At 58.4% G+C, this 23,602-nt stretch carries 20 protein-coding genes and 1 pseudogene; 8 read left to right on the top strand and 13 right to left on the bottom strand.

The window, feature by feature from the left end:
• Positions 1 to 80: 80 nt before the first annotated feature.
• The gene (locus tag AB4N44_RS18850; RefSeq protein ID WP_460108027.1) at positions 81 to 2,453 is read left to right on the top strand and encodes a TOTE conflict system archaeo-eukaryotic primase domain-containing protein; all 2,373 of its coding nucleotides are present in this window, start codon (positions 81 to 83) and stop codon (positions 2,451 to 2,453) included.
• 549 nt (positions 2,454 to 3,002) lie between these two features.
• Here AB4N44_RS18850 and AB4N44_RS18845 read toward each other — a convergent pair.
• Positions 3,003 to 3,113, bottom strand: a pseudogene (locus tag AB4N44_RS18845) (helix-turn-helix domain-containing protein); the annotation flags it as partial.
• A gap of 490 nt (positions 3,114 to 3,603) precedes the next feature.
• Between AB4N44_RS18845 and AB4N44_RS18840 the strand changes: the two are divergent.
• Entirely contained in the window at positions 3,604 to 3,885 is a 282-nt protein-coding gene (locus AB4N44_RS18840; RefSeq protein WP_460108029.1) for a DUF3077 domain-containing protein, read from the top strand.
• Positions 3,886 to 3,927: 42 nt separating this feature from the next.
• On the opposite strand, the gene AB4N44_RS18835 is transcribed toward AB4N44_RS18840, so the two are convergent.
• Positions 3,928 to 4,593: an RES family NAD+ phosphorylase gene (locus tag AB4N44_RS18835; RefSeq protein ID WP_460111696.1), complete on the bottom strand. Its 666-nt coding sequence runs from the start codon at positions 4,591 to 4,593 to the stop codon at positions 3,928 to 3,930.
• A gap of 11 nt (positions 4,594 to 4,604) precedes the next feature.
• Entirely contained in the window at positions 4,605 to 5,012 is a 408-nt protein-coding gene (locus AB4N44_RS18830) for an MbcA/ParS/Xre antitoxin family protein (RefSeq protein WP_460108030.1), read from the bottom strand.
• Positions 5,013 to 5,345: 333 nt separating this feature from the next.
• On the opposite strand from AB4N44_RS18830, the gene AB4N44_RS18825 reads away from it, so the two are divergent.
• Positions 5,346 to 6,272, top strand: coding sequence for a LysR family transcriptional regulator (locus AB4N44_RS18825; RefSeq protein WP_008080520.1), 927 nt, complete (start codon positions 5,346 to 5,348; stop codon positions 6,270 to 6,272).
• Here AB4N44_RS18825 and AB4N44_RS18820 read toward each other — a convergent pair.
• From AB4N44_RS18820 to AB4N44_RS18795, 6 genes are all read right to left on the bottom strand, one after another.
• Positions 6,189 to 6,506 carry an AzlD domain-containing protein gene (locus tag AB4N44_RS18820; protein WP_007952614.1) on the bottom strand — a complete coding sequence of 106 codons (318 nt, stop codon included), beginning with the start codon at positions 6,504 to 6,506 and terminating at the stop codon, positions 6,189 to 6,191. The two genes, AB4N44_RS18825 and AB4N44_RS18820, sit on opposite strands and share 84 nt — an antisense overlap.
• Positions 6,485 to 7,201 (bottom strand): AzlC family ABC transporter permease, encoded by a 717-nt coding sequence (locus tag AB4N44_RS18815; RefSeq protein WP_316917464.1) that lies wholly within the window; start codon positions 7,199 to 7,201, stop codon positions 6,485 to 6,487. The genes AB4N44_RS18820 and AB4N44_RS18815 overlap by 22 nt, the downstream gene beginning before the upstream one ends.
• Positions 7,198 to 7,575, bottom strand: coding sequence for a GNAT family N-acetyltransferase (locus AB4N44_RS18810; RefSeq protein ID WP_008080517.1), 378 nt, complete (start codon positions 7,573 to 7,575; stop codon positions 7,198 to 7,200). Before AB4N44_RS18810 ends, AB4N44_RS18815 begins: the two co-directional genes overlap by 4 nt.
• 79 nt (positions 7,576 to 7,654) lie before the next feature.
• Complete coding sequence (locus AB4N44_RS18805) at positions 7,655 to 8,401, bottom strand: 2OG-Fe dioxygenase family protein (RefSeq protein ID WP_116029292.1); 747 nt, start codon at positions 8,399 to 8,401, stop codon at positions 7,655 to 7,657.
• 232 nt (positions 8,402 to 8,633) lie between these two features.
• Positions 8,634 to 9,953: an OprD family porin gene (locus AB4N44_RS18800; protein ID WP_038359882.1), complete on the bottom strand. Its 1,320-nt coding sequence runs from the start codon at positions 9,951 to 9,953 to the stop codon at positions 8,634 to 8,636.
• Between the two features lie 295 nt (positions 9,954 to 10,248).
• Positions 10,249 to 10,917, bottom strand: coding sequence for a DsbA family protein (locus AB4N44_RS18795; protein ID WP_460108034.1), 669 nt, complete (start codon positions 10,915 to 10,917; stop codon positions 10,249 to 10,251).
• Between the two features lie 255 nt (positions 10,918 to 11,172).
• Here AB4N44_RS18795 and AB4N44_RS18790 point away from each other — a divergent pair, with 255 nt between their 5' ends.
• Positions 11,173 to 13,266, top strand: a complete 2,094-nt coding sequence (locus AB4N44_RS18790; RefSeq protein WP_460108036.1) for a TonB-dependent receptor — start codon at positions 11,173 to 11,175, stop codon at positions 13,264 to 13,266.
• Positions 13,267 to 13,453: 187 nt separating this feature from the next.
• On the opposite strand, the gene AB4N44_RS18785 is transcribed toward AB4N44_RS18790, so the two are convergent.
• From AB4N44_RS18785 to AB4N44_RS18770, 4 genes are all read right to left on the bottom strand, one after another.
• Positions 13,454 to 13,666 (bottom strand): hypothetical protein, encoded by a 213-nt coding sequence (locus AB4N44_RS18785; protein WP_127925466.1) that lies wholly within the window; start codon positions 13,664 to 13,666, stop codon positions 13,454 to 13,456.
• Positions 13,667 to 13,911: 245 nt separating this feature from the next.
• On the bottom strand, positions 13,912 to 15,018 hold the full coding sequence (gene aguA, locus AB4N44_RS18780) for an agmatine deiminase (protein WP_460108039.1): 1,107 nt from the start codon (positions 15,016 to 15,018) through the stop codon (positions 13,912 to 13,914).
• A 5-nt stretch (positions 15,019 to 15,023) separates the two neighbouring features.
• Positions 15,024 to 15,902 carry an N-carbamoylputrescine amidase gene (gene aguB / locus AB4N44_RS18775; protein ID WP_460108042.1) on the bottom strand — a complete coding sequence of 293 codons (879 nt, stop codon included), beginning with the start codon at positions 15,900 to 15,902 and terminating at the stop codon, positions 15,024 to 15,026.
• 309 nt (positions 15,903 to 16,211) lie between these two features.
• On the bottom strand, positions 16,212 to 19,124 hold the full coding sequence (locus AB4N44_RS18770) for an aminotransferase (RefSeq protein WP_460108044.1): 2,913 nt from the start codon (positions 19,122 to 19,124) through the stop codon (positions 16,212 to 16,214).
• Between the two features lie 166 nt (positions 19,125 to 19,290).
• Between AB4N44_RS18770 and rfbC the strand changes: the two genes are divergently transcribed.
• Genes rfbC through AB4N44_RS18750 form a run of 4 tightly spaced genes read left to right on the top strand, consistent with a single transcriptional unit; the run spans position 19,291 to position 23,521 of the window.
• A complete protein-coding gene (rfbC, locus tag AB4N44_RS18765) occupies positions 19,291 to 19,836 on the top strand; it encodes a dTDP-4-dehydrorhamnose 3,5-epimerase (protein WP_127925462.1) in 546 nt (181 codons plus the stop codon).
• Positions 19,837 to 19,878: 42 nt separating this feature from the next.
• Positions 19,879 to 21,687, top strand: a complete 1,809-nt coding sequence (locus AB4N44_RS18760; RefSeq protein WP_127925461.1) for a sensor histidine kinase — start codon at positions 19,879 to 19,881, stop codon at positions 21,685 to 21,687.
• Complete coding sequence (locus AB4N44_RS18755; protein ID WP_127925460.1) at positions 21,684 to 23,069, top strand: sigma-54-dependent transcriptional regulator; 1,386 nt, start codon at positions 21,684 to 21,686, stop codon at positions 23,067 to 23,069. Before AB4N44_RS18760 ends, AB4N44_RS18755 begins: the two co-directional genes overlap by 4 nt.
• Positions 23,066 to 23,521 (top strand): YiiD C-terminal domain-containing protein, encoded by a 456-nt coding sequence (locus AB4N44_RS18750; protein ID WP_127925459.1) that lies wholly within the window; start codon positions 23,066 to 23,068, stop codon positions 23,519 to 23,521. Before AB4N44_RS18755 ends, AB4N44_RS18750 begins: the two co-directional genes overlap by 4 nt.
• The last annotated feature ends 81 nt before the right edge of the window (positions 23,522 to 23,602 follow it).

The raw sequence follows: 23,602 nt of genomic DNA, 5'->3' as shown, positions 1-23,602 counted from the left end.
TAACCTCTATGTTTTACTGATGGACTGAGGGTTGTAGCTCGAGGCTACAGGCTTCACCTGAGACGTAGAGGCTGAAGGCGGTGATAGACACTAGTCTGGTGGCGAAGCTAAGGGCTGAGAATGCAAGATTGGTTGCCTTGCTGGATGCTCATGGCATCGAATGGCGCCCGCCTGCTGAGCCAGTCAAGATAGCGATTGTCCAAGCAGAACAATCACAGCAACTCGATACTGATGGAAAGCTTGCCCTATTCCGAAGCTTGTTTCGTGGTAGGACGGACGTTTATCCCATCCGCTGGGAAAGCAAGGCAGGCAAATCAGGATACGCACCCGCTTGCGCAAACGAATGGAAGCCTGGTGTTTGTGAGAAGCCCCGAATTAAATGTGGCGACTGCGGTAACCGCCAGCTGCTTCCGCTGACCGATGAGGTGGTCTATCGCCATCTGGCGGGCGAAGTGGTCGTTGGTATCTACCCCCTACTCTCTGATGACACTTGTTATTTTTTGGCAGTCGACTTCGATGAGGCCGAATGGCGTGATGATTCCAAGGCTTTTGTACAGTCATGCCATGAGTTGAACGTCCCGGTGGCGCTGGAAATCTCGCGCTCAGGCCAAGGGGCTCATGGCTGGATTTTCTTTGAGCGTAATGTTCCTGCCTGCGATGCGCGCCGCCTCGGTGCCGCAATCATCAGTCATGCCTGTGAGCGCACCCGCCAGTTGGGGCTCAGCTCCTATGATCGACTGTTTCCAAACCAGGACTATATGCCCAAAGGCGGTTTTGGAAATCTCATCGCGCTCCCTTTACAAAAGCGGGCCAGGGCCCAAAACAATAGCGTTTTTGTAGACGACTCGCTTGAGCCTCATCCTGATCAATGGGCCTTCCTGGCATCGATTCAGCGCATGAGTCCAGAAGATATCCAGCCCGTTATTATTCAGGCGATGGGTAATCGGGACCCTCTAGGGGTCGCCTATGTCGATGACGAAGGTGATGCAGAACCTTGGAAAGATCGTGAATCGAGATCACGTAAATTGACATGCCCGTTGCCTGCTGCTGTCAACATCACGCGGGCTAATTTAATTTACTTTGAAAAGTCGGAATTGCCACAGCCATTGGCAAACCAGCTTGTCCGGCTCGCTGCCTTTCAAAATCCTGAGTTCTACAAAGCTCAGGCCATGCGCATGTCAGTGTGGAACAAGCCAAGGATTATCGGCTGTGCCCAGAACTTCCCCAAACATATTGCGTTACCACGTGGATGTTTGGATGCTGCGCTGGAGCTTTTAGAGGAAAACGGGGTTACCCCTATTCTTAAAGACGAACGCTTCGCGGGCGACCCCATCGACGTGAGCTTTCTCGGGACCCTGCGTTCTGACCAAGAGGCTGCTGTCAGCGCAATGCTAAGTCATGACACCGGTATCCTCTGCGCCCCGACGGCTTTCGGTAAAACAGTGAGTGCTGCTGCGTTGATTGCCGCACGTGGCATTAACACGTTGGTGCTTGTGCATCGGACAGAACTATTAAGGCAGTGGCAAGAGCGCTTGCAGGCGTTCTTGAGAGTCGGGAATGGTGTCGTTGGTACTCTTGGGGGCGGAAAAGCGAAACTTACAGGCATCATCGACATTGCCGTAATGCAGTCGTTATCGCGAAAAGGCGAGATCAGCGATCAGGTAAAAAATTACGGCCAGATCATCGTTGATGAGTGTCATCACCTATCAGCAGTGTCATTCGAGGCACTACTGAGAAGTGCTACAGCGCGGTACGTACTGGGACTCACTGCAACCCCTGTGCGCCGAGATGGGCAGCAGCCCATTATTTTCATGCAGTGCGGACCGATCCGACATTCTGCTGCTCGACCTGCGAGTGCGCCCCATGACCTATCTGTCGTGCCTCGATTGCTGCCCAAACCAATAGTGGTCCCCGACGGCTTTGGGATTCAGGACGTTTTTCGGCGTCTAGCCGACGACTCTGAGCGGACAGCCAAAATCGTCTCGGAGATTGAGCTGGCGTACAACGAGGGTAGAAAAATTCTAGTGTTAACGGAGCGGACGGAACATGTGGATGCCCTTGAATTAGAATTGAAGCAGCGCGTGCATAACCTTTTCACGCTTCATGGGCGAGTGCCTAAGAAACAGCGAACTTCCCGTATGCATGATCTTGAGTCCCTTCCCCCTGATGCTCCACGAGTGCTGCTGGCAACAGGAAAACTAGTAGGTGAAGGCTTCGATCATCCGCCGTTGGACACGCTGGTGCTGGCAATGCCCATCTCATGGAAGGGTATCCTTCAGCAATATGCGGGACGATTGCATCGATCGCATGCCGAAAAGGCCGACGTGAGAGTGATCGACTTCGTTGACGAGGGTAATGTCGCGCTGATGAGGATGTGGGATAAGCGCCAGGCGGGTTACAAAGCGATGGGCTACCGCATGGCTGATTCCATGGCCACCATGGACCTACTCTAACTCTAACGTGGTTGACAGTTGACACATCAACGGCGCAACTCGTCATAGACGAATGACCGGCCGCTGTGGGGGCACTCCGGCCCTTCGCCGTTAGTCACGTCAAGCAAGATCCTCAGGCGCGCGAGGTCCTTGAGGTAGTTTTAGAGGTAGAATCGCACAGGTCTTTAAGTATTAATCAGCTAACTCAATAACTTATTAGATCGTTCGACTCCTGGTGCCGCACCATACAAAACAAAGCCCCTGCAGAAATGCAGGGGCTTTGTTGTTTCTGGATGGTTTACATTTTTTGCAGCGTTTCAACTTCAGTAGAAATAGTGCCTCTCCTCCACACAAGTCGATTTAATCGCCAGACGCCCTTCTCCCACAAAGCACGGCTTTTGCGCAAAACGCTCAAATTTCCGCGTTTATGCCAAACTATGAAATGGCAATAATTAGGGTGCGCCCATAAAAAGTGGAATTGCATGAGCGGCGTTCTCAGCGCACTGAACCGGCGGAGTCAATGGCAACCCGGTTTCCCAATCCAAGAGTGCTTGATGCCTCGACGCTTTGTTCCTCCGCCGCAGAGAGCAACATCTGCGTTACGCGCGCGGCCTCACCGGCCTTCATCTGACGTACAGACGCCAGTAAGTCCTGCTGGAATTCCTGCAGTTCATCGACCAACGCTGATCTCCTCGTTCTGTTGTTTAAGAAAGGCTAAGGATAAGTCGTGATCGACAAAAACGCATGGCGCGAAATCCTGAGAAATCTGCTGTAACGAGAAGCCAAGCAGAGCCACTACTGGCCACGATTGCACGCCTGACACTCCCCAAGCTAACGTCAAACCCGTCGCTGCCAATTCAGCGACCGGGCCTGAGAACCCGCGTAAGATGCAGGCGCACCAGCGCCCCAAACCACGATTGCCGACGCTGTTTTAGTGTCCGCATTCACGTGCAATGGCGGCTGTGCGTGGGAGACCTTCGGGTCTGCCGGGTTCCTGTATCTCCGGTTTCTCAGCCTGCGCATAGCTGCCACCCTTTCGCCTGAGAACGAAATGGCAGCTCTCATTTGATACAGGGAGTTCAAAAATGAAAGCCATTGATCCATCCGTAATCCGCCCGTCAGCAACACCGGTCACTTCACGCCCGCTCATCTCAACGGCAGGTGAAGCGAAATGACCAACTCTCAAGATCTGAAAACCCTCGGCCTCACCCACTTTTCCTTCCACTCCAATCAAGCAATGTTCCACACCAATCGTGGTGTGCCGGTAATCGCCGCCCTTTCCCACGCCTCACACTTGCGTCACAACTCTCGACTACTCGCTGCGGACACTTCAGTCTCGCGCGATCCTGATCTTCACGCTTATGCCTCGCAGTATTTGCAGGAATTGAGCAAAGCGCTGATCGATGATGTAGTGAAAGTGATGGATCCGCCGCCGGACAAGCCGTTGATGTGAACGCCGGTGTCAGGCCCTCGCCGATGCGAGGGCTTTTGCGTTTCAGACCTGACTGATCTCAAGCACAAACGAAATCTTCTGCTGACTCGCACTCCACACATACCGCAAATGCTTGCCCTGCTTCGGAATCGATACCGCTGGAGGTCGAAACGCGGCGACACATTCATGGCCCGGCAGGCGAACGCTGTTGTAGAGCAGTCCCCACGACTCGGTTTCGCGCAGTTGACGGGCGAATAGCTGAGACGGCCCATAGGCCTCCGGATCCGGATTGTGCAGCTCGGGGTGATCGTGACGAATGTCGTGTAACGGTTTAACCACCCGATTAACGTAAGTCCGCATGGTCAACTCAAGATCCGCTTCCTGAGTCGCCGCAAGAAATCGTTCCTGGTGATAACAGGTTTCGGAGATGGCCGCGGCTTGGCTGCTCGCAGCATAGTAAACGCCGAAGGTGCCATCGCAGAAACGACTGCGTTTGCCGATGTGGGTAAACGCAGCCATCACCGGAGTCGAGCCGGGGCCGGAGAGTCGGTCTTCGGTTCTCACACGGGCGAGAACCCCGGCCTGTTCGATCAGGCGATCATTGGTCAGCGCTTCCAGCGTGTAGGCAACTTCCAGGTCTTCGGGATCGAGCACATCTTCGAACAGCGCAATCGGCGGGAAGCTGCTGTTGACGATCCGATAGGCTCGCGTCCACGCCACATCAACCAAATCGGGCGCCTTCAACCGCGTACCCCATCGAGATAGCGACGCACATCGGCGATGTCGATCACTCTCCCCGCCAGCATGTAATCCAATGCAGTTTGCCCGTTGAACGGCGCCGCGGTGTTTGGACTGCTGACCCACGTATAGGCGCGCTCGCGGCTATTGCTGAAGATGATGCTCAGCGCCTTGTGAATACCCATCAGGTAAGAGATGCGCTCAAGCGTGTCATTGGGCAGACGTACGTTCGGCAGGTGTTTGTATTTGTAGAACGTGGTGTTGCCGATGCCACCCAGCAATGTGCGTTGCTGCTCGGCGCTGCAGCCCCAGCGCTCCATAAGGTTGAAGAAGAACTTCAGCGCGACGCGGCCGGCTTCGGGGGCGTCGAGCTGTTCGCGAGGGGTTACGGCCTGCGATGAAGTGGTCATGTGGCCGCCTCCTTGATTAGGTACCTGAATATGAGCCTAGTACAGATACGGATACAAATTAATCTTCAATACATAAACGAATGAGAGTTTCGCCAGAAACCGTCGACAAAAATCCATTTCACGCACCAAAACCACGCACTTTTTTTGACCCCCATCACCCCCACGTCACCAAAAACCCCGATCCTGTGTCAGCCTCCAGCCATCGGCGGGGACATCGATTCGCTACTAAACCCGCGACAACTATGCTCAGGTACAGGAATATAGCCAGCATATGGCGCCTGACCGGCAGTCTCGTAAACAACAATACCCAGCCCACTTCAGAGGGCATTACCCATGGATAGCAGAACCTTACGCAACCTCATGCGCATCGTGCAGACCGGCTCGCTGTCGGCCGCAGCCGAGCATTCGTGCCTGACTGTGCAGGCGTTGGCCGCGCAGTTGAACAAGGTCGAAGAGCAGTTCGGTTTCCGCTTGTTTCGACGTTCCAACAAAGGGCTGACGCTGACGCCGCAAGGCACTGAGCTGACGCCGTATATGGACAAAGTGCTGATTGCCACGCGACAGATGGAAGAGAAAGTCGAGGCATTGAAAGTGCCGGGCCAGCGCACGTTGAAGGTTGCGTTGAACAACACCCTGTCGCCGGACTTCAACCGGCGAATGATCGGACGCCTGATCGAGGTGTTTCCCGATTATCAGATGGAATTCAGCTACGCCGAGTCGATGGAAAACCTCAGCAAGCTGAAGAACGAAGACTTTGACCTCGCGGTGCTGATCGGCCCGCAGCGGCCGGGTTTGCCGAGCATTGTCTTGCCCGATGTGCAGGTGCAGGTGGTCGGCGCGCATTGCGGTCAGGAGAATGATCCACTGACCTTGCTGGGCAACAAGTTTCAGGTACGTCCTGCGGAAGATTGTCCGTATTCCCACAGCTTTTTGCGTTTTCTCGACGCCGGGCTGGGCAATCACGAGAACGGCCAGCGCATGGTCTATTCGTGCAGTGAAACGTTGACGCTGTCGCTGATCACGCAGATGGACGCGGTCGGCATGGTCTCCCGTGAGGCCGCGCAGAAGAACGGTCTGACGATTTTCCCCGGGTTCGAGGATTTCCTCGAAGTTCGCCTGGCGGTGAACAATCCGGAGTTGTCGAGCCAGGCGCTGAGCGACGTCGTCGATCTGCCGCTACATGAACGAGCCGAGCGCAATGTACGCAGCCGTCCCAACCGCCACACTGAGAAAGAGGTTTTTGCTGAAATACGCACATAACAACGTCGGAATTGCGGCATAGAATTCCGGGCGATCGAGCTGTATGTGCTGATCCTTGATCAACAAGGGAGTCAGGCTGATCGCAGCGACGATCGCCACCGGCAGGTATTCCAGCGCGCGCGCAACGAACGGCGGCCAGTGCTCGGTATTGACTTGCAGTGGCAGGGCGCGTGGCAGGAAGGTCACGGCCATCATCAGCGCGACCACCAGAATCAGGAACGTTTGGTCAGGCATACACCCACTCCGCAGCCCACAAACGTGGCGATAAACACATTGAACGGCGAGCTGCCGACCAGACTCAACGCGCCCATGCACAGCACAGCGGCCGCAGCGGCGATGAGTTTGTTGCGGGTGTTGCACAGCGACACCAGCACGTAGAGCATCATCGCCGTCAGGGCGTAGTCGAGCTGATACTTGATCAGGTGCGCCGCGTACTGCGCACAGACCGCGCCGAGCAAACCGCCAAGCACCCACGAGGTGTGGCAGAACAAGTTGAAGCCGATCAGATAACGCACGTTGACCGGTGCGCCAGTGCCGAGTTTGACGCTATGGAACGCGAAGGATTCGTCCGTCAGGCCACCGGCGTAAGCCCAGCGCTCCATGCGGCTCAAGCCGAGTGCGCGCAGAGCCTTGGCCATGTAAACCGACATCAACATGTGCCGCGCGTTGATCAGGAAAGTGGTCAGTACGATAGTCGTCAGCGAGGCGCCGCTGGAGATCAGCGCCAGCGCGGCGAATTGCGAAGCGCCGGCATATACGAACAAACACATCGCCACTGGCAGCCACATCGGCAACCCGGCGTTGACGGCCATCAACCCGAACACGAATGACACCGTGAAATAACCGGCGACCACCGGGCTGGCTTCGGCAAACGTGCGCGACGGATGATGGTTGACCATCAACGGCGCACTGCCGGACGTTTCATTCATAGATCCCTCTCAAATGTCCGTTCGCCATGGGGCTCGCAAAAACCCTGGGCAGTCCAAAAACGCTTGCCCGCGAGGTTAGCATCGTCGACGAACAGAAACATCCGTAACACACCGACGCGTTTCATGTCCGACGACGCCGCTTCAACCAGTCGTTGACCGACGCCTTGGCTGCGATAGCGCGGGCTGACGGCCAGGTGGTTGATGGTGCCGCGACTGCCGAGCATGCCACCGAGCACCGCGCCGACGATTTCGCCAGCGACGTCGAAGGCAAGATAGGCCGTGGTGGTTTTCTGGATCAGCACGCCGCGCAGGCACTTGGCGTCCTGCCATTCGCAGAAGGACACTTCATCGAACTGGCGGAAGAAGCGCTCCATGCGCTGCGCATCCTTGGCCGTGGCGCGTCGCAGCACCACCGGCGTCGAGCACTCGACGCCGTCGATTGGGGTGATCTGATTAGCGAACAATGTCGAAAGCGGTCCCGGGCCGCGAGAAGGAAATCGCCAGAATCTGCCGATACGCCATGGCATGGGTGTGATTGTTGCGCGCTGGTGTCACGTAGTGGCGCATGTCGCGGTCAAGGAAGTAAGTGGTGTCGAGAATTTCCTGGTAGGTGGTCGACGCCAGTTGATGCTCGTGGATGTCGTACAGACGACTCTCCGCGCCCTCGACATTGTTGCGGCCCCAGAAGTGCACACCACTGAATGGATAGCCGTCGCAGTGAATGCCTTCAGGGGTGATTTCCAGTTGTTTGCCGGGTTTGATCTCGATGCGGATCTGGTGGATCTGGCACTGCCAGATTTCATCGTGCAGCTCTTCCGGCAGTACGCTTTTGTACACTTCAAAATCGGTGTCGATCAGGCTGCGCATCACCGGCGAAGTAATCACTTCATCGGAGAAATCCTGGAAGTGCCGCACCAGGCCGCCGACATAGGCGTTGTTCTCTTTCGACTGCACGTAGGCGCGATGCTCGAGCTGCTTCAACTCGCGCGTCTTGGGGTTGTACTCAAAGTCGCTGTAACGACGGTAACGCATGCCGGCTTCGGCCTGACCGTAGTAGCTGTCAGGCTCCATGTTTTCCCAACTTTTGGTCAGTCTGACGAAGTCGGCAAAATGACCGTAGAGATTGAAGTCACCACCCTGGACGTTGACATATTTGTCGCGCCGTAGCGATTCGCCCACTTCTCTGTTCAAAACGATCATTACCAAATTCTCCGCTGCGTTGAGCGGCCTAATCTATTAGGTGGAGAATTTGCGTCCATGAGAAAGAATTTCAGGCATTTAAAGCCCTGTTTGAAACGGCGTTTGCAGTCACCTGAAAACAACTTTTACATGACAAAAACACGGTTTTTTTCCGGTTTTCATCGAAAAACCGTCGAAAAAAAACCCCGAACCAGTCGGGGTTTTTCTCATGTTTCTTACACTTGATCAGGCATCAGAAGATATTGATCGGGTAATCCACGAACACACGCAGCTCGTTGCCGCTGACGTTGTACTCGCTGGATTTCTGCGACACGCGCAGGATCGAGCTGCGCAACTTCACGCTCAGGTCTTTGGCCGGGCCGCTTTGCACGACGTACTTGAACTGGTTGAAGATTTCCCGCTCGGTGCCGCCTTCGCTGGTAGACGTGGTGATGTTGTCGCCACGCACGTAGGCAAAGTTGTAGCTCAGACCCGGTACGCCGAAAGCGCCGAAGTCGAGGCCATAGCCCAACTGCCAGCTGCGTTCGTCTTCAGCGTTGAAGTCGGACCAGTAGGAGTTGGCCAGGTAAATCGTGTTGCCGCCGTCGCCGACACGACCCTGTTCTTTCTGGTAGCCGCCGTAGGCGTAGCCCAGGTTGCTGTCGCCGGTGGAGCGCTGGTGCGCCACGGTGAACGAGTGCGGGCCAGTGGCGAACGTTGCAGCCAGGCTCCAGATCTTGTTGTCGCGACCGGTCACGATGCTTTCGCCCGGAACGGTGTTTTCGCGAACGTACGAGCTATCCAGCTTGGTGCGGTAGCCGTTGAAGTCCAGGGTCAGCGACTGATCCTTGTTGAACGGCAGCACGTAGTTGGCATTAACGTATTGTTTCTTCAATACGTCTTCGACGTCGGAAGCGTACAACGCGCCTTTGAAGTTCTCGGTGAACTGGTAGCTACCGCCCAATACGTTGATCGACTTCAGACCACCGCTGTCACGGCCTTCAGCGCTCTTGCGCGATTCAGCGGTGAAACGACCGGCGTTCAGCTCCAGGCCTTTGATCTCTTTGGAAGTGATCAACGTACCGGTGTAGCTTTCCGGCAACAGACGCGAGTTGTCGTAGCTGAGTACCGGCAAGGCCGGCATTTGGTCGCCATAGGTCAGCACCGTATTGGAAATACGGAATTTGACGGCTGCACCGCCCTTGGACAGGTCATTGGCCGCTTTATCACTGCCGCCAGGCGCATGATCAGCTTGCTTGAAAAAGTCGATACCTTGCGCGCCGGTGCGACCTTCACCACCGTCCAGACGCAGTGCGTACAGACCGAAAGCGTCAACACCGACACCCACGGTGCCTTGAGTGAAACCGGACGAGAACGTACCGATGGCCGCTTGGCCCCACTCGGCTTTGTCCGGACGACCATCTTTGTAATCACGATTGATGTAAGCATTGCGCAGCAGCACTTTGAGGCTGCTGTCTTCAACAAAACCCTTGGACTCGGCCTGGTCGTTAGCCATGGCCTGAGTGGCGCTCAACATCCCCAGTGCGATCAGACTGATTCGCTTGTTCAACATTTTGTTTTCCTTATTACGGGTTGAAACGCGCTGTGTCGAACGGCGGAAACGGCGCTTTTGCACTCTTTTATTCACCCCGAAACAAAAAGGCCCGCCCACGAGAACGTGATGGCGGGCCTGCTCCTTATTTTGAGTCATGGCGGTTGGCCACAGGCGTTGGGCCGAATCGTAGCCGCGCCCTGAACAATGTGTCAATTTCAAGAATCGTCTTTAAATAGGTAAAAATCGTCTAAGAAACGTAAATTTTGCGCTGACTCCTTGCTGGGAAATGCACACAGCCAGTGAATCCGGTGCGTCACGCACACCCATCGATCGCACACAGTGCAGAGACTTCGCCTGGCTCATCGAGGACGATTGCCTGTTTCAACCAATCGGCAAATGCCTGCGGCTTGCCCAGCCAGGGACTGATGTCGACCAATTGGATTGTGCCTTTCTGCTCCAGAGCAATCGTTGGAAAACCCTGGCCGCTCAATTGAGCCAAAAACTGGCGACTGGCTTTTATGTGCCCCTCGCTATCAACGGACTCAAACGCAATGTGGAAATCTTCCTGCGCATAGCCAATCTGCATCGCCAATTCCAACAGCATGGCTGAATCAGCAATGCGTCGCCCTTCCACATAGTGCGCGGTCTGCAAGCGCCCCAGCATGCGCAGACCGCCTCGGTCGATGGCTTCGGCCGCCATGACCGCCGCAATCGGTGGCGTCGAATCGAACACCGCTGAGTGATCGCGCAGTAAACCGTCGAAATACGCCTCGCCAAAAGGCTGGCCGGTGTATTCGGCAATGCGTCGGTCGTGGGGCATGACGTAATCGCGCAGTTGTGGAGAAACGCGCTGGCGATTGGCGCCACTCATCATGCCCCCGGCATGGGCAATCACCGGCAACACCTGTTGCGCGGCTTCAACCAGCGGCTTGGCGCCATAACACCAGCCACACAGCGGGTCGTAGATGTAATGAAGAATCATGGGAAAGCTCCGGCAGCAAGTCAGGAAAATCGATGGCGGCAGATTAGTCCTCGCACCCGTGCAGAAAAACGCCGGAATGGCTTTCAGTCTGTTTCGCGAATCGGTCGAATTGTCTGGTCGGTCAGATTGTGTCGAACTGGACACAAATTGAAACAATCAGACCAGGGAACTTATAAGGAATAATTAACGGAAGTAAATGCAAAGCATTACCATTCGCGCGATCGAATTCCTCCACCCTCTCGGATGCGCTTTTCAATGCCTGCCCCGTTCCGTCTTACGCCCGTCACCCTTGGGCTTTCCGCTTTTCTGTCCAGTGGTTTTGCCTATTCGGCGACCGAGTTACCCGCCACCGCGATCAGCGCCGAAGCGCAAGCCGATGACCCGCGGGTAAAGCTCAGCAGCACCGCGACCCGCACCTCGACGCCCGTGCGCTATGTGCCGCAGGCGATCGATTCGATCAAGACTTCGAACGTCGCCAACTACGGCACCAATGACATCGCCGACGCCTTGAGCGGCATGCCCAACGTCAGCAGCAGCGCCGACACCCGCTTCGACAGCCTGCGTATTCGCGGCTTTGATGCCAGCAACGATTTCTATCTGGACGGCATCCGCGACGACAGCCAATACAAGCGCGACCTGCACAACATCGAACGCGTCGAAGTGCTCAAAGGCCCGGCCGCCGTGCTGTACGGCCGTGGCAGTCAGGGCGGGATCGTCAACCGCGTGAGCAAGATGCCGGAATTCGGCCGTCGCTCGACCATCGAGGCCCAGGCTGGCAGCGAAGATTTGCGCAGCCTTTACGCCGACCTCAGCACTGATCCGAGCGAAAACATCAGCCTGCGCCTGAACATGGGCAACATGGATGAAAACAGCTTCCGCGACGGCGTCAGTGGCAACCGCCAACTGTTCGCGCCGTCGATGAGCTGGCAACTGACGCCGGACCTGAACTGGCTGGTGCAGTACGAATACAGCCGCTACAACCGCACCCCGGATCGTGGCATCCCCGGCGTCAACGGACGCCCGGCGGATGTCGGGCGCGACACCACCTACGGCAACGATCACGACTTCATTGACGACAAGTCGCAATCGCTGCGCTCGAAACTCACCTACGAAATCAACGACAACTGGCAACTGCGCCAGACCTTCGGCGTGTTCAAGCTCGACAGCGATTTCGACAACACCTACCTCACTGGTTACACGCCGGCGACCAATAAGGTCACGCGCCAGCACTGGCAGCAGGATTTGACCACTCGCAACGTCTATAACAACGTTGAACTCGAGGGCGGATTCGATACCTTCGGCCTTGAACATCGTCTGCTGACCGGCATCGAGATCGGCAGCCAGCGCCGCGATCCGACGCTGTACAACGCCGCCACCGGCAGAACGCCCGGCGCGCAGCCGGTGCCGTCGCTCGACTTGTACAACCCGAATCGCGATCTGCGCCACACCGGTGCCATGCAGGTTTCCAGCAGTAGCCACACCGAAGTCGAAAGCCGTGCGGTGTACGTGCAGGATCAACTGCGCCTGAACGATCAGTGGCAACTGCTCGGCGGCCTGCGCTACGACACCTTCGATATCGAGTCGACCAACAAGCTGCGCAACATTTCTGAAGATCGCGACAGCCACAGCACCAGCCCGCGTGTGGGCCTGGTCTGGACGCCGTTGCAGAACCATTCGTTCTACGCTTCGTGGTCGAAGACGTTTTCGCCAGTGGGCGGTGGCTTGATCGGCATCACCCCGGGTGCGGCCGGCAACACCAACGATCTCAGTCCCGAGCTGACCAAGCAGAAAGAGATCGGCGTGAAAAGTGACTGGTTCGACGATCGCTTGAGCACCACGCTGGCGATCTATGACCTGGAACTCTACAACCGCCGTACCACCGATCCAAACGACCCGACCCTGACCGTAATGTCCGGTCTGCAGCGCTCGCGCGGGATCGAGTTGACGGCCACTGGCAACATCGTCGGCAACTGGTACATGCGCGGTGGTGTCGGTGTGCAGGATGCGACCATCGAGAAGGACAACAACGGCCTGGAAGGCAAACGCATCTACAACGTCGCCAAGCACAACGGCAGCCTGTTCCTGACCTGGAAACCGGAAATGGGCTGGTATGGCGAAACCGGTCTGACCCTGGTTGGCCAACGTTATGCCGACAACGCCAACACCACTGTGTTGCCAGGTTATGGCCGCTGGGATGCGCTGGTCGGTTACCGCTTCAAGGATTGGGATTTGCGTGGGGCGCTGAACAACATCACTGATCGCGAGTACTACGCATCGGCGACCAGCCAGTATCAAATCCAACCGGGCGCACCGCGCAGCGTCGTGATGACCGGCACCTACAGTTTCTGATTTCACACACATCCCTGTGGGAGCGAGCCTGCTCGCGAAAGCGTCGGGTCAGTCGACATCGTTGTTAACTGATCCACCGCATTCGCGAGCAGGCTCGCTCCCACATTGAGTGGGTGCGTACAAAATAATCGTGCATAAAAAAGCGCCGCCATCCCGGCAGCGCTTTGACCAATCCCTGTTGTTCTTCTTATCCCTCCATCACAGCCCACAACGCATCCAGTTCGGCCTCGCTGAACAGGCCAGCGGGGTAACGCTCGATCATCATCCGGCGCGGATCAGGTTGCCTGATCTGACGCGTTCCATTGGACTTCAACCAGTGCGCGACAATCTGGAGCGATTCGCCGTTAACGGCCATGGGATGCAACGTCCGCTCGCTGACTACGTTCACTTCGGCGTTCATTTCAGCGCTCTCTCCCCGTTCGTGAGCGGCTACGTTATCCAAGGTTTATGACAGAACTGTTGAAGTTCTTCCCCCTCCCTAGTGCCCTTTGTCGGATACAAGACCTATGCCAAGGTTTCTCATTTGTCGACAAGCGGATACAAAGAAGCCCGCAGTCCTGTCGGGCTGCGGGCCTCAGTTGATGCATAGCGAGCTAATCACTGCCCGGCTGATTTGTTAATCAACTCAAGCTGTTACAACTCAACTCACTCTTTGTGCGGCGCGGGTTGCTGTTGGGTAAGGCAGTGAATATTGCCGCCACCCAGTAACAGTTCACGGCCCGGCACCATCACCACTTCGTGCTGCGGGAACAGCTTCTGCAGAATCTCTTTTGCCGGGGCGTCCATCGGATCGTCGAAGCTCGGCGCGATGATGCCGCCGTTGACGATCAGGAAGTTCACGTAAGAACCGGCCAGGCGTACGGAAGGATTACGCTCCTGTGTGCCATCCACCGGATCAACGCCGGCGCACTCTTCTTCAGTCGCGTAGAGCGGCCCCGGAATCGGCATTTTGTGCACCGTGAACGGGCGACCCTTGGCGTCGGTGCTGCTTTGCAGGACTTTCATCGCAGCCTGGCAGCGCGGGTAGTTCGGATCCTGCGGATCGTCGGTCCACGCCAGCAGCACTTCGCCGGGACGCACGTAGCAGCAGAAGTTATCCACATGGCCGTCGGTTTCGTCGTTGAACAAACCGTCCGGCAGCCAGATGATTTTATCCACAGCCAGATTGGCGCTGAGCACCGCTTCAATCTCTTCGCGACCCAGATGCGGGTTGCGATTGCGGTTCAGCAAGCACTCTTCGGTGGTGATCAGCGTGCCTTCGCCGTCGACGTGAATCGAACCGCCTTCGAGCACGAAACCTTCTGTGCGGTAACGCGGGCTGCGCTCGATCTCGAGGATCTTGCCGCCGACCTGCGAGTCGCGATTCCACGGCGAGTACAGGCCGCCGTCGAAACCGCCCCAGGCATTGAAGTCCCAGTTCACACCGCGCACTTCGCCGCTGTTGTTGATGACGAAGGTCGGGCCGCTGTCACGTACCCAGGCGTCATCGCTGGACATTTCGATCACGCGGATATTCGGCACGTCGAGGCGCGCGCGGGCGTTTTCGTATTGGCCGGCGGACACGGCCACGGTTACCGGTTCAAAACGCGCGATGGCTTTGGCCACCGCGGCGTGTGCGGCTTGCGCCGGTTTGCCGCCCAGACGCCAGTTGTCCGGGCGCTCGGGCCAGATCATCCAGGTCTGCGTCTGCGGCGCCCACTCGGCCGGCATGTGAAAGCCGTCGGCGCGCGGGGTACTTTTCAAGGTGGTCATCGGGATCAGGACTCCAGGGAACCGTCGAGGGTTTTCAACGCGCCGTACAGGTTCGGACGGCGGTCACGGAATGAACCCCACGCGCTGCGAATGTGTTCGAGCTCGTCGAGGTTGAAAGTGTGCACAAGAATACCTTCTTCGGTTTTATTCAGCTCCTGCACTTTTTCGCCGAACTGGTTGGCGATGAACGAAGAGCCATAGAACGTTATGTCGTAGCCGTCCTGTTCTTCGTTGCCGATGCGGTTGCTGGCAATCAGCGGCATCAGGTTGGCGCCGGCATGGCCCTGCTGCACACGCTGCCAGTGATCGCGCGACGAGATGGTCTTGTCGTGCGGCTCGCTGCCGATTGCAGTTGGGTAGAAGAGTATTTCTGCGCCTTGCAGCGCCATGCTGCGTGCGGCTTCCGGGAACCACTGATCCCAGCAGATGCCCACACCAATCTTCGCGTATCGGGTGTTCCACACTTTGAAACCGGTGTCGCCCGGGTTGAAGTAATACTTCTCGTGGTAGCCCGGGCCGTCCGGGATGTGACTTTTACGATAAATCCCGAGATTGCTGCCGTCGGCGTCGATGATCGCGATGCTGTTGAAACGCGCGCGGCCGGCCAGTTCATAGAAGCTGATCGGCAGCACCACTTGCAGCTCTTTGGCGATTTTCTGGAAGTGCTTGATCGCGACGTTGTCTTCCACCGTCGTCGCCAGTTGCAGGTAGTCCGGGTTCGGCTTCTGGCAGAAATACGGCGCCTCGAACAGCTCCTGAATCAGGATGATCTGCGCGCCTTTGGCGGCGGCTTCACGCACCAGCCTTTCAGCGATTTCGAGGTTGGCTTGCAGATCCCAGGAACAGGCCATCTGAGTGGCGGCGACGGTAACGATACGGCTCATGAATCATCTCCGGGCAGGTGCTTCGACGGCCGACAATTCGACCGAAAAGAAAAACGCGCGCACCGGACATGAGATCGCCATGCCGGAGCAATGGCGACTTTATAACCGATAAATATCGGCTTTAGAAGCTTGTTAAATGCCTTTCGTCTAAATAAATTCAATAAAAGCCGATACAAATCGAATTAGAAAGCGAAAAATAAGTGTGGGAGCGAGCCTGCTCGCGAAGGGGATTGATCAATCAACACAGTTGTTGAATGAGAAACCGCTTTCGCGAGCAGGCTCGCTCCCACAGGAGGTCAGCGTGAGGGCTTACAGGCCCTCGGTGAGGACTCGGTCGAGCATGTCGACAAAGAAATCCACACTCTGGCGCGACGTCACCATCGGCGGTTTGATCTTGAGAATGTTCAGATCATCGCCGGTCGGCTGCATGAAAATCCCCAACTCGCGCAGGCGATCGCACAGCAACGCGGTTTCCTCGCTCGCCGGCTCCAGCGTCTCGCGATTGCGGATCAGCTCCAGCCCCAGATAGAACCCGGAACCGTGCACCGCCCCCACCAGCGGATGTTTATCGATCAACGCTTCGAGCCGCACCTTGAAGTGGCCACCGACCACTTGCGCGTTCTCCCAGAGTTTTTCTTCTTCCATGACATCGAGCACCGCCATGCCGATCTGGCAACTGACCGGGCTGCCACCCGCTGACGAGAAGAAGTAACCCTCAGCCTCCAGCGCTTCGGCAATTTCCCGGCGAGTGATGACCGCGCCCAGCGGTTGACCATTGCCCATGCCCTTGGCCATGCAGATGATGTCCGGCACCACGCCCTGCTCTTCAAACCCCCAGAAGAAGTGGCCCATGCGCCCGTAACCGACCTGCACTTCGTCGGCGATGCACACACCGCCCTGCGCACGGACCAGCGCGTACACCTGTTTCAAATATCCCGGCGGCAGCGAAATACCGCCAGCATTGCCATAAACCGGTTCGCAGATGAATCCGGCCAATTGGCGCTTCTGCTCGGCAAGCTTTTCCAAATGACGCTCAACGCTGCGCACATACTCTGGCGCCGAATCGAGGCCACGGAACTCACCGCGATAGGTGTTTGGCGCCGTCACGGGATGCACCCAGTCCGGGCGACTTTCCAGGGCTCGCGGGTTGTCGGCTATCGAGGTCGAAACCGCATCAGCGCCGACCGTCCAGCCGTGATACGCCTCGAGTACGCTGAGCATGTCGCGCCCGCCGCTGTAGGCCCACGCCAGACGAATCGCCAGGTCATTGGCCTCGCTACCGCTGTTGACCAGAAACACTCGATCCATGCCTTCCGGTGCCAGTTTCAGCAAGCGCTCGGAGAATTCGGCGACCGCCGCATAATTGAAGCGCGAGTTGGTGTTGAGCAACGACCACTGACGAGCCGCGACCGCTGCCATGCGCGGGTGACCGTGACCGAGCACCGCAACGTTGTTGAGCATGTCCAGATAGGAGCGGCCCTGCATGTCGATCAGATGATTGCGCCAGCCGCGTTCGATACGCGGCGGGTCGATGTAATAGTGTTTTTGCGTGCGGGCGAAACTGGCATCGCGGCGTTCGAGCAGGGTTTTCGCGTCCAGCTCCGGCTCGGCATCACAGGCAAGCCCCAACAACGCAGCGGGCGATGGGCACAGCGCCTGCCACGCCGGAGCATGCGTCGGTGTGCAAAACAACGGCGCATTGAGCTGCGCGCCTCGGCACAACTGCACCCGCAGCGGGCCGTTGACCGCGCCCAGTACTTGCCCTTTGACCAGCGCCGCGCCGCTGTGCAGCGAAGGTGTCACGCCCCACAGACGAACACTGAGTTGCGGGCCATCGAGTTGCAGCGCGCCGTCGGCCACTTGATGCAGCACGCCCGCGAACGGCGACTCCACAACAGTGCCATTCGGCACACGCAACTCGACATGCAGCGCGAAGGTCTCCGGTTCAACGGAGCTGTCGGGACGCGTGCGCGACAAACGGTACTGACCATAACGGCTTGCGGCTAAACCATGGGCAGCCGCCGCCTCGTTCAACAGGCGCTGATCGATGCCCTCCTGCTCCCAGTTACCGGCCTCGAAATGCGGACTCAGAACACCCAGATCGATCAGCGCGAATTCACGCCCGACCAGACCCGGCAACAATGGCGCAAAACCTTCGCTGTCGATCGCCGGCAAGGCGTGGCCGACCGCCGAGAGGATCGCTGCTTCCATCAGCGCCAAGGGCACCGAAGTTGCCACCCGAAAAATCTCCCACTCGTGGCTGAGGTTGTCACGGCTGTAGGTATTCGCTGGGTCAATGCTGACCTGTTGCTCGCCACTGAGTACCAGCACCGCCGCACGCGCGACGATCAATGGCCACAGCGCTTGCAGTTCTTCGTTCTGCAGCGGGTTGACCGAGTGATACGCCTGAACCGCCGGCAAGATGACAAACGGATCGCCGCCAGCGTGATGCAGCATCGCCGCACAGGTCACCGACAGATCGGTGATACGCCAGGTACGCACCAGATCGCCAAAATCGATTACCCCCTGCAACTGCCAGTGACGCTGGGTATCGCGCGCCCAAACTGCGTTGTCGTCTGTGATGTCCATGTGGATCGCCTGCACCGGCAGCTTGTCCTGCAACGGCTGCAAACGGCGCTCGGCCTGTTCGGCCGCATCGGCAATCAATGTGCGCTGCTGCTCGTCCTCGATCACTGGCAGCAGATGGCGGATCAGTGCACTGGCGTGGCGGGCATCCCACTGCAACGTGCGCTCAAGGCCCGGATGGTCGAACCCGGCAAGTGCCAGATCCATCTCACCGCAGAGCCGGCCAAATCCCGCCACTACATCAGAACCCAAGTGATCGAGATGCGTGAGCGGCTGGCCCTCGATGTAATCCAGCAACCGCACATGAACCGCTTCGCCGCCGACCTCCAGCGACAGCAGATCCTCGCCATTATTGGCCGCAATCACCCGCGGCACCGTCACCACCGCGTGCTCGGCCAGATACTTGAGGCCCGCATGCTGGGCTTGCAGCTCCACCAAGGCGTAATCGCCACGGCAGATTTTCAGCACGAACCGCCCGCGTGGACTGTCGACGCGAAAATTCAGATCCTGCTGACTGCCAAGGGCCTGCAACGTGCCGCTGAGTCCGTAGTGTTCCGCCAGCCATTGCCGGGCCTGCTCGGCAGACACCTGCGGGCTGGGCAAACTGGCGCGATGAATCAACGTGGCGAGCGGCATGAAACGACCCCTGAAATGTTATTAGGCGCCTATATCGCCATTGCTGGACGGGATCCGCAACCCCCAACCGCGCAAAGGTATACGGGCTATTTGTCTTGCAGCACTCGCACCCTCCGACACTTTGCGCAAGAATGTCGGCCATTCACACCTGCCTATGGAAATCCTCATGAATGTAATCACCACCGACCTGCCCGGTGTCCTGATCATCGAACCGAAGGTGTTTGGTGACGAGCGCGGTTTTTTCTACGAGAGCTTCAATGCCAAGTCGTTCCAGGACGCCACCGGTCTGGACACGCAATTCGTGCAGGACAACCACTCGCGCTCGCAAAAAGGCGTGTTGCGTGGCCTGCATTACCAACTGCAAAACACCCAGGGCAAACTGGTCCGCGTGACCGTTGGTGAAGTACTGGATGTCGCCGTGGACATCCGCCGCAGTTCGCCGCACTTCGGCAAATCGGTGGCGGTGCGTCTGTCGGCTGAAAACCATCGTCAACTGTGGGTGCCGGAAGGTTTCGCCCATGGTTTTGTGGTGCTGAGCGAGTTCGCCGAATTCCTCTACAAGACCACCAACTACTACGACCCATCGTCCGAGCGCAGCATTCGCTGGGATGACCCGGCTCTGGGTATCGACTGGCAGCTGGACGAAGCGCCGAAGCTGTCCGCCAAGGACCAAGCCGCAGCGCTGCTCAAGGACGCTGACGTCTTCGCCTGAGGCCGGGCATAATGCGCCTGTCACCTCAGGCGCATCCGGCTCATGAAACCAACCCTTCCCCCCAGACCTCGCTGGCGCAGTCTTGCCCTGCTGGCCCTGTGTCTGGCGCCGCTGTTGTGGCCGCTGGAACATCTCGCCGAACGCTATTACCGCAGCGAATTGGCCGGGCAGAACCGCCAGACCCTCGACCTGTACGTCGCCAACCTGCTGGGCACCCTGCACCGCTATGAAGTGTTGCCGCAAATCCTCGGCGACCTGCCGGCGCTGCGCGCGGTACTTGGTGCGCCTGACGACGGCGTCACCCAAGGCAATGCCAATCGCCTGCTGAAGAACATTGCCGCGCAGACTGGCGCCGAAGTCATGTACCTGATGGACACCAGCGGCCAGACACTGGCGGCGTCGAACTGGGACAAACACGACAGCTTCGTCGGCCGCAATTTCTCGTTCCGGCCGTATTTCAGCGAAGCCATGGCCGGACGCCTAGGACGCTTCTTCGGTCTCGGCACGACGTCGGCCAAGCGTGGTTATTTCTTCGCCGCCGCCGTGCGCAACGGCGAAAAAATCATCGGCGTGCTGGTGATCAAGGTCGACCTCGACCACACCGAAAGCCTGTGGGGCAAAACTCCGGAACAACTGCTGGTCACCGACCACAACGGCGTGGTCATCCTCACCTCGCGCCCGGAATGGCGCTTTCGCTCGACCCGTGATTTGAGCGACAGTGAGCGTTCAGCGATCACCGCTATCCAGCCTTACCCGACTCGCGAGCCGCGGCCGCTGAATCTTAGCCCGACTGCGTGGTTGATCCAGACCCACGACATCGCCGAAACCGGCTGGAGCGTGAGCATTCTCGCCCCGCGCACGCTGATCGACCGCCCGGTGCGCACCGTGGTCGCCATCGGCGGCGCCACGCTGTTGGTGGTGATGTTACTGCTCGGCCTGATGATGCAGCGCCGCCGCCATTATCTGGAACGTATAGCGTTCGAGGCCAAGGCACGCCGTGAACTGGAAGGTCGCGTGGCGGAACGCACCAGCGACCTCGAAGGCCTCAACCGGCGTTTGAAGGAAGAAGTTCTGGAGCGTGAGCAAGCCCAGCAAGAACTGGTGCGCGCCCAGGATGATCTGGTCCAGGCCGGCAAGCTGTCGGCGCTGGGGACCATGTCAGCGAGCATCAGCCACGAACTCAATCAGCCGCTGGCAGCGATCCGCAGCTACGCGGAAAACGCCGAAGTGCTGCTCGATCATCAGCGCACCGACGACGCTCGCGGCAACCTCAAACTGATCAGCGAACTGACCGGACGCATGGCCTCGATCATCGCCCACCTGCGCGCCTTTGCCCGCCGTGATCGCCACGCGCCGGAAAGCGTTGCCCTGCAACCGGCGCTCGACGATGCCTTGGCACTGCTGGCCAAACGGCGCCGGAGCATGGAAGTCGAGCTGATCCGCGACCTGCCCGCCGCCACCCTGTGGGTCGAGGCCGGGGAAACGCGTCTGCGCCAAGTGCTCGGCAACCTGCTCGCCAACGCTCTCGATGCCCTTACCGAAAAAGGCCCGCCACGCAAACTGTGGCTGAGTGCCGAATCCACCGCCGAGGGCGTCAATCTGTACATTCGCGACAACGGCCCGGGCTTTTGCATGGAAGCCCTCGGCCGCGCCAGCGAGCCCTTCTACACCACCAAGACTCGTACGCAGGGCCTTGGCCTGGGGCTGGCCATTTGCGAAACGCTGATGCGCGCCTTCGGAGGAGAACTGTCGTTCGCCAACCACAAGCAAGGCGGCGCCTTGATTACCCTGCGGCTGCGCGCCGGTGCGCCCGGGGTCAGCCTGCAACCGTCCGAGGACCGAAGTGCATGACCATCGACAATCGCATTCAGGTGGTGTTGATCGACGACGATCCGCACCTGCGTCAGGCCCTCGGTCAGACCCTGGATCTGGCCGGCCTGAAAATTCTGCCGCTGTCCGAAGCCAAGGGTCTGGCCGCACAGCTTGAGCGTGACTGGCCGGGCGTGGTGGTCAGCGACATTCGCATGCCGGGCATGGATGGCCTGGAATTGCTCAGCGAATTGCACGCGCAAGACCCCGAGCTGCCCGTGCTGCTGATCACCGGCCACGGCGACGTACCGCTGGCAGTGCAGGCCATGCGCGCTGGCGCTTATGACTTTCTGGAAAAACCCTTCGCCAGCGACGCGCTGCTCGACAGTGTGCGTCGCGCGCTGGCCCTGCGCCGACTGGTGCTGGACAACCGCAGCCTGCGTCTGGCCCTCAGCGACCGCAATGAATTGAGTGCGCGGCTGGTCGGCCACTCAACGCCGATGCTGCGTCTGCGTGAGCAGATCGGCGCGCTGGCCGCGACCAAGGCTGATGTGCTGATCCTCGGCGAAACCGGCGCCGGCAAAGAAGTGGTCGCCCGCGCACTGCACGATTTATCCAGCCGCCGTAACGGCCCGTTCGTGGCGATCAACGCCGGCGCACTGGCCGAGTCGGTGGTGGAAAGCGAACTGTTCGGCCACGAACCCGGCGCGTTTACCGGCGCGCAGAAGCGCCGGATCGGCAAGTTCGAATTCGCCAATGGCGGCACGCTGTTTCTCGATGAAATCGAAAGCATGAGCATGGACGTGCAGGTGAAGTTGCTGCGCATGTTGCAGGAGCGCGTGGTCGAACGTCTTGGCGGCAATCAACTGATCCCGCTGGACATCCGCGTCATCGCCGCAACCAAGGAAGACCTGCGTCAGGCCGCTGATCAGGGGCGCTTCCGCGCCGACTTGTACTACCGCCTCAACGTCGCGCCATTGCGCATTCCGCCGCTGCGCGAACGTGGCGAAGATGCATTGGTGCTGTTCCAGCATTACGCCGATGAAGCCAGCGCCCGCCACGGCCTGCCGCCCCACGAGCTGCAACCAGCACAACGCGCCTTGCTGCTGCGTCACACCTGGCCGGGCAACGTGCGCGAACTGCAGAATGCCGCCGAACGTTTCGCCCTCGGCCTGGAACTGGCGCTGGATAACGCTGGCGCCGAAAGCGGTGGCAGCACCACGGTCGAAGTCATCAACGGAGGTCTCAGCGAGCAAGTGGAAAACTTCGAAAAATCACTGATCGCTGCCGAACTGGCACGCGCTCACAGTTCCGTACGCAGCCTCGCCGAAGCCTTGGGCATTCCGCGCAAGACCCTGCATGACAAGTTGCGCAAGCATGGCCTCAACTTTGGCGACAGCAGCCATGGGGACGAGAACGAATGAGCACAGACACTCGCTATCTGGAGTCGGTCCTGCATCACGACATCCCGCTGACACGGGACATGGGGCTGAAGGTGCTCGACTGGCATGAGCAGCAGTTGAGTCTGCACCTGCCACTCGATCCGAACGTCAATCACAAAAGCACCATGTTCGGCGGCAGTCTTTACTGCGGCGCGGTGCTGGCCGGTTGGGGCTGGTTGCATTTGCGTCTGAAAGAGGAAGGAATCACCGACGGGCACATTGTGATTCAGGAAGGGCAGATCAGTTATCCGCTTCCGGTCACCGGAGATGCCACGGCGATTTGCCCGGCGCCTGACGCGAAGGCGTGGAAGAGGTTTCTGGCGATGTATCAGCGTTATGGGCGGGCGCGGTTGACGCTCGATACGCGGATCGTCAATGCGGGTAGCGATGAGGATGCCGTGAGGTTTACCGGCCAGTACGTTTTGCACCGCTGAAGATCAAAAGCCCCTCACCCTAGCCCTCTCCCAGAGGGAGAGGGGACTGATTGGGGGATGCTTCAGAGGTACATCGACCTG

Source organism: Pseudomonas sp. S3_C06 (assembly GCF_054667675.1).
The sequence above is the reverse complement of the archived record's forward strand: the minus strand, read 5'-3'. Positions and strand labels throughout refer to the sequence as shown.

Bases quoted from the DNA above. Each gene is read 5' to 3' on its own strand.
- aguA (WP_460108039.1), bottom strand. From the start codon at position 15,018: ATGACCACCTTGAAAAGTACCCCGCGCGCCGACGGCTTTCACATGCCG.
- AB4N44_RS18770 (WP_460108044.1), bottom strand. From the start codon at position 19,124: ATGCCGCTCGCCACGTTGATTCATCGCGCCAGTTTGCCCAGCCCGCAG.
- AB4N44_RS18785 (WP_127925466.1), bottom strand. From the start codon at position 13,666: ATGAACGCCGAAGTGAACGTAGTCAGCGAGCGGACGTTGCATCCCATG.
- AB4N44_RS18815 (WP_316917464.1), bottom strand. From the start codon at position 7,201: ATGAATGAAACGTCCGGCAGTGCGCCGTTGATGGTCAACCATCATCCG.
- rfbC (WP_127925462.1), top strand. From the start codon at position 19,291: ATGAATGTAATCACCACCGACCTGCCCGGTGTCCTGATCATCGAACCG.
- AB4N44_RS18790 (WP_460108036.1), top strand. From the start codon at position 11,173: ATGCCTGCCCCGTTCCGTCTTACGCCCGTCACCCTTGGGCTTTCCGCT.
- AB4N44_RS18820 (WP_007952614.1), bottom strand. From the start codon at position 6,506: ATGCCTGACCAAACGTTCCTGATTCTGGTGGTCGCGCTGATGATGGCC.
- AB4N44_RS18795 (WP_460108034.1), bottom strand. From the start codon at position 10,917: ATGATTCTTCATTACATCTACGACCCGCTGTGTGGCTGGTGTTATGGC.
- AB4N44_RS18750 (WP_127925459.1), top strand. From the start codon at position 23,066: ATGAGCACAGACACTCGCTATCTGGAGTCGGTCCTGCATCACGACATC.
- AB4N44_RS18830 (WP_460108030.1), bottom strand. From the start codon at position 5,012: ATGACCACTTCATCGCAGGCCGTAACCCCTCGCGAACAGCTCGACGCC.
- AB4N44_RS18810 (WP_008080517.1), bottom strand. From the start codon at position 7,575: ATGGAGCGCTTCTTCCGCCAGTTCGATGAAGTGTCCTTCTGCGAATGG.
- AB4N44_RS18800 (WP_038359882.1), bottom strand. From the start codon at position 9,953: ATGTTGAACAAGCGAATCAGTCTGATCGCACTGGGGATGTTGAGCGCC.
- AB4N44_RS18840 (WP_460108029.1), top strand. From the start codon at position 3,604: ATGACCAACTCTCAAGATCTGAAAACCCTCGGCCTCACCCACTTTTCC.
- aguB (WP_460108042.1), bottom strand. From the start codon at position 15,902: ATGAGCCGTATCGTTACCGTCGCCGCCACTCAGATGGCCTGTTCCTGG.
- AB4N44_RS18760 (WP_127925461.1), top strand. From the start codon at position 19,879: ATGAAACCAACCCTTCCCCCCAGACCTCGCTGGCGCAGTCTTGCCCTG.
- AB4N44_RS18755 (WP_127925460.1), top strand. From the start codon at position 21,684: ATGACCATCGACAATCGCATTCAGGTGGTGTTGATCGACGACGATCCG.
- AB4N44_RS18825 (WP_008080520.1), top strand. From the start codon at position 5,346: ATGGATAGCAGAACCTTACGCAACCTCATGCGCATCGTGCAGACCGGC.
- AB4N44_RS18805 (WP_116029292.1), bottom strand. From the start codon at position 8,401: ATGATCGTTTTGAACAGAGAAGTGGGCGAATCGCTACGGCGCGACAAA.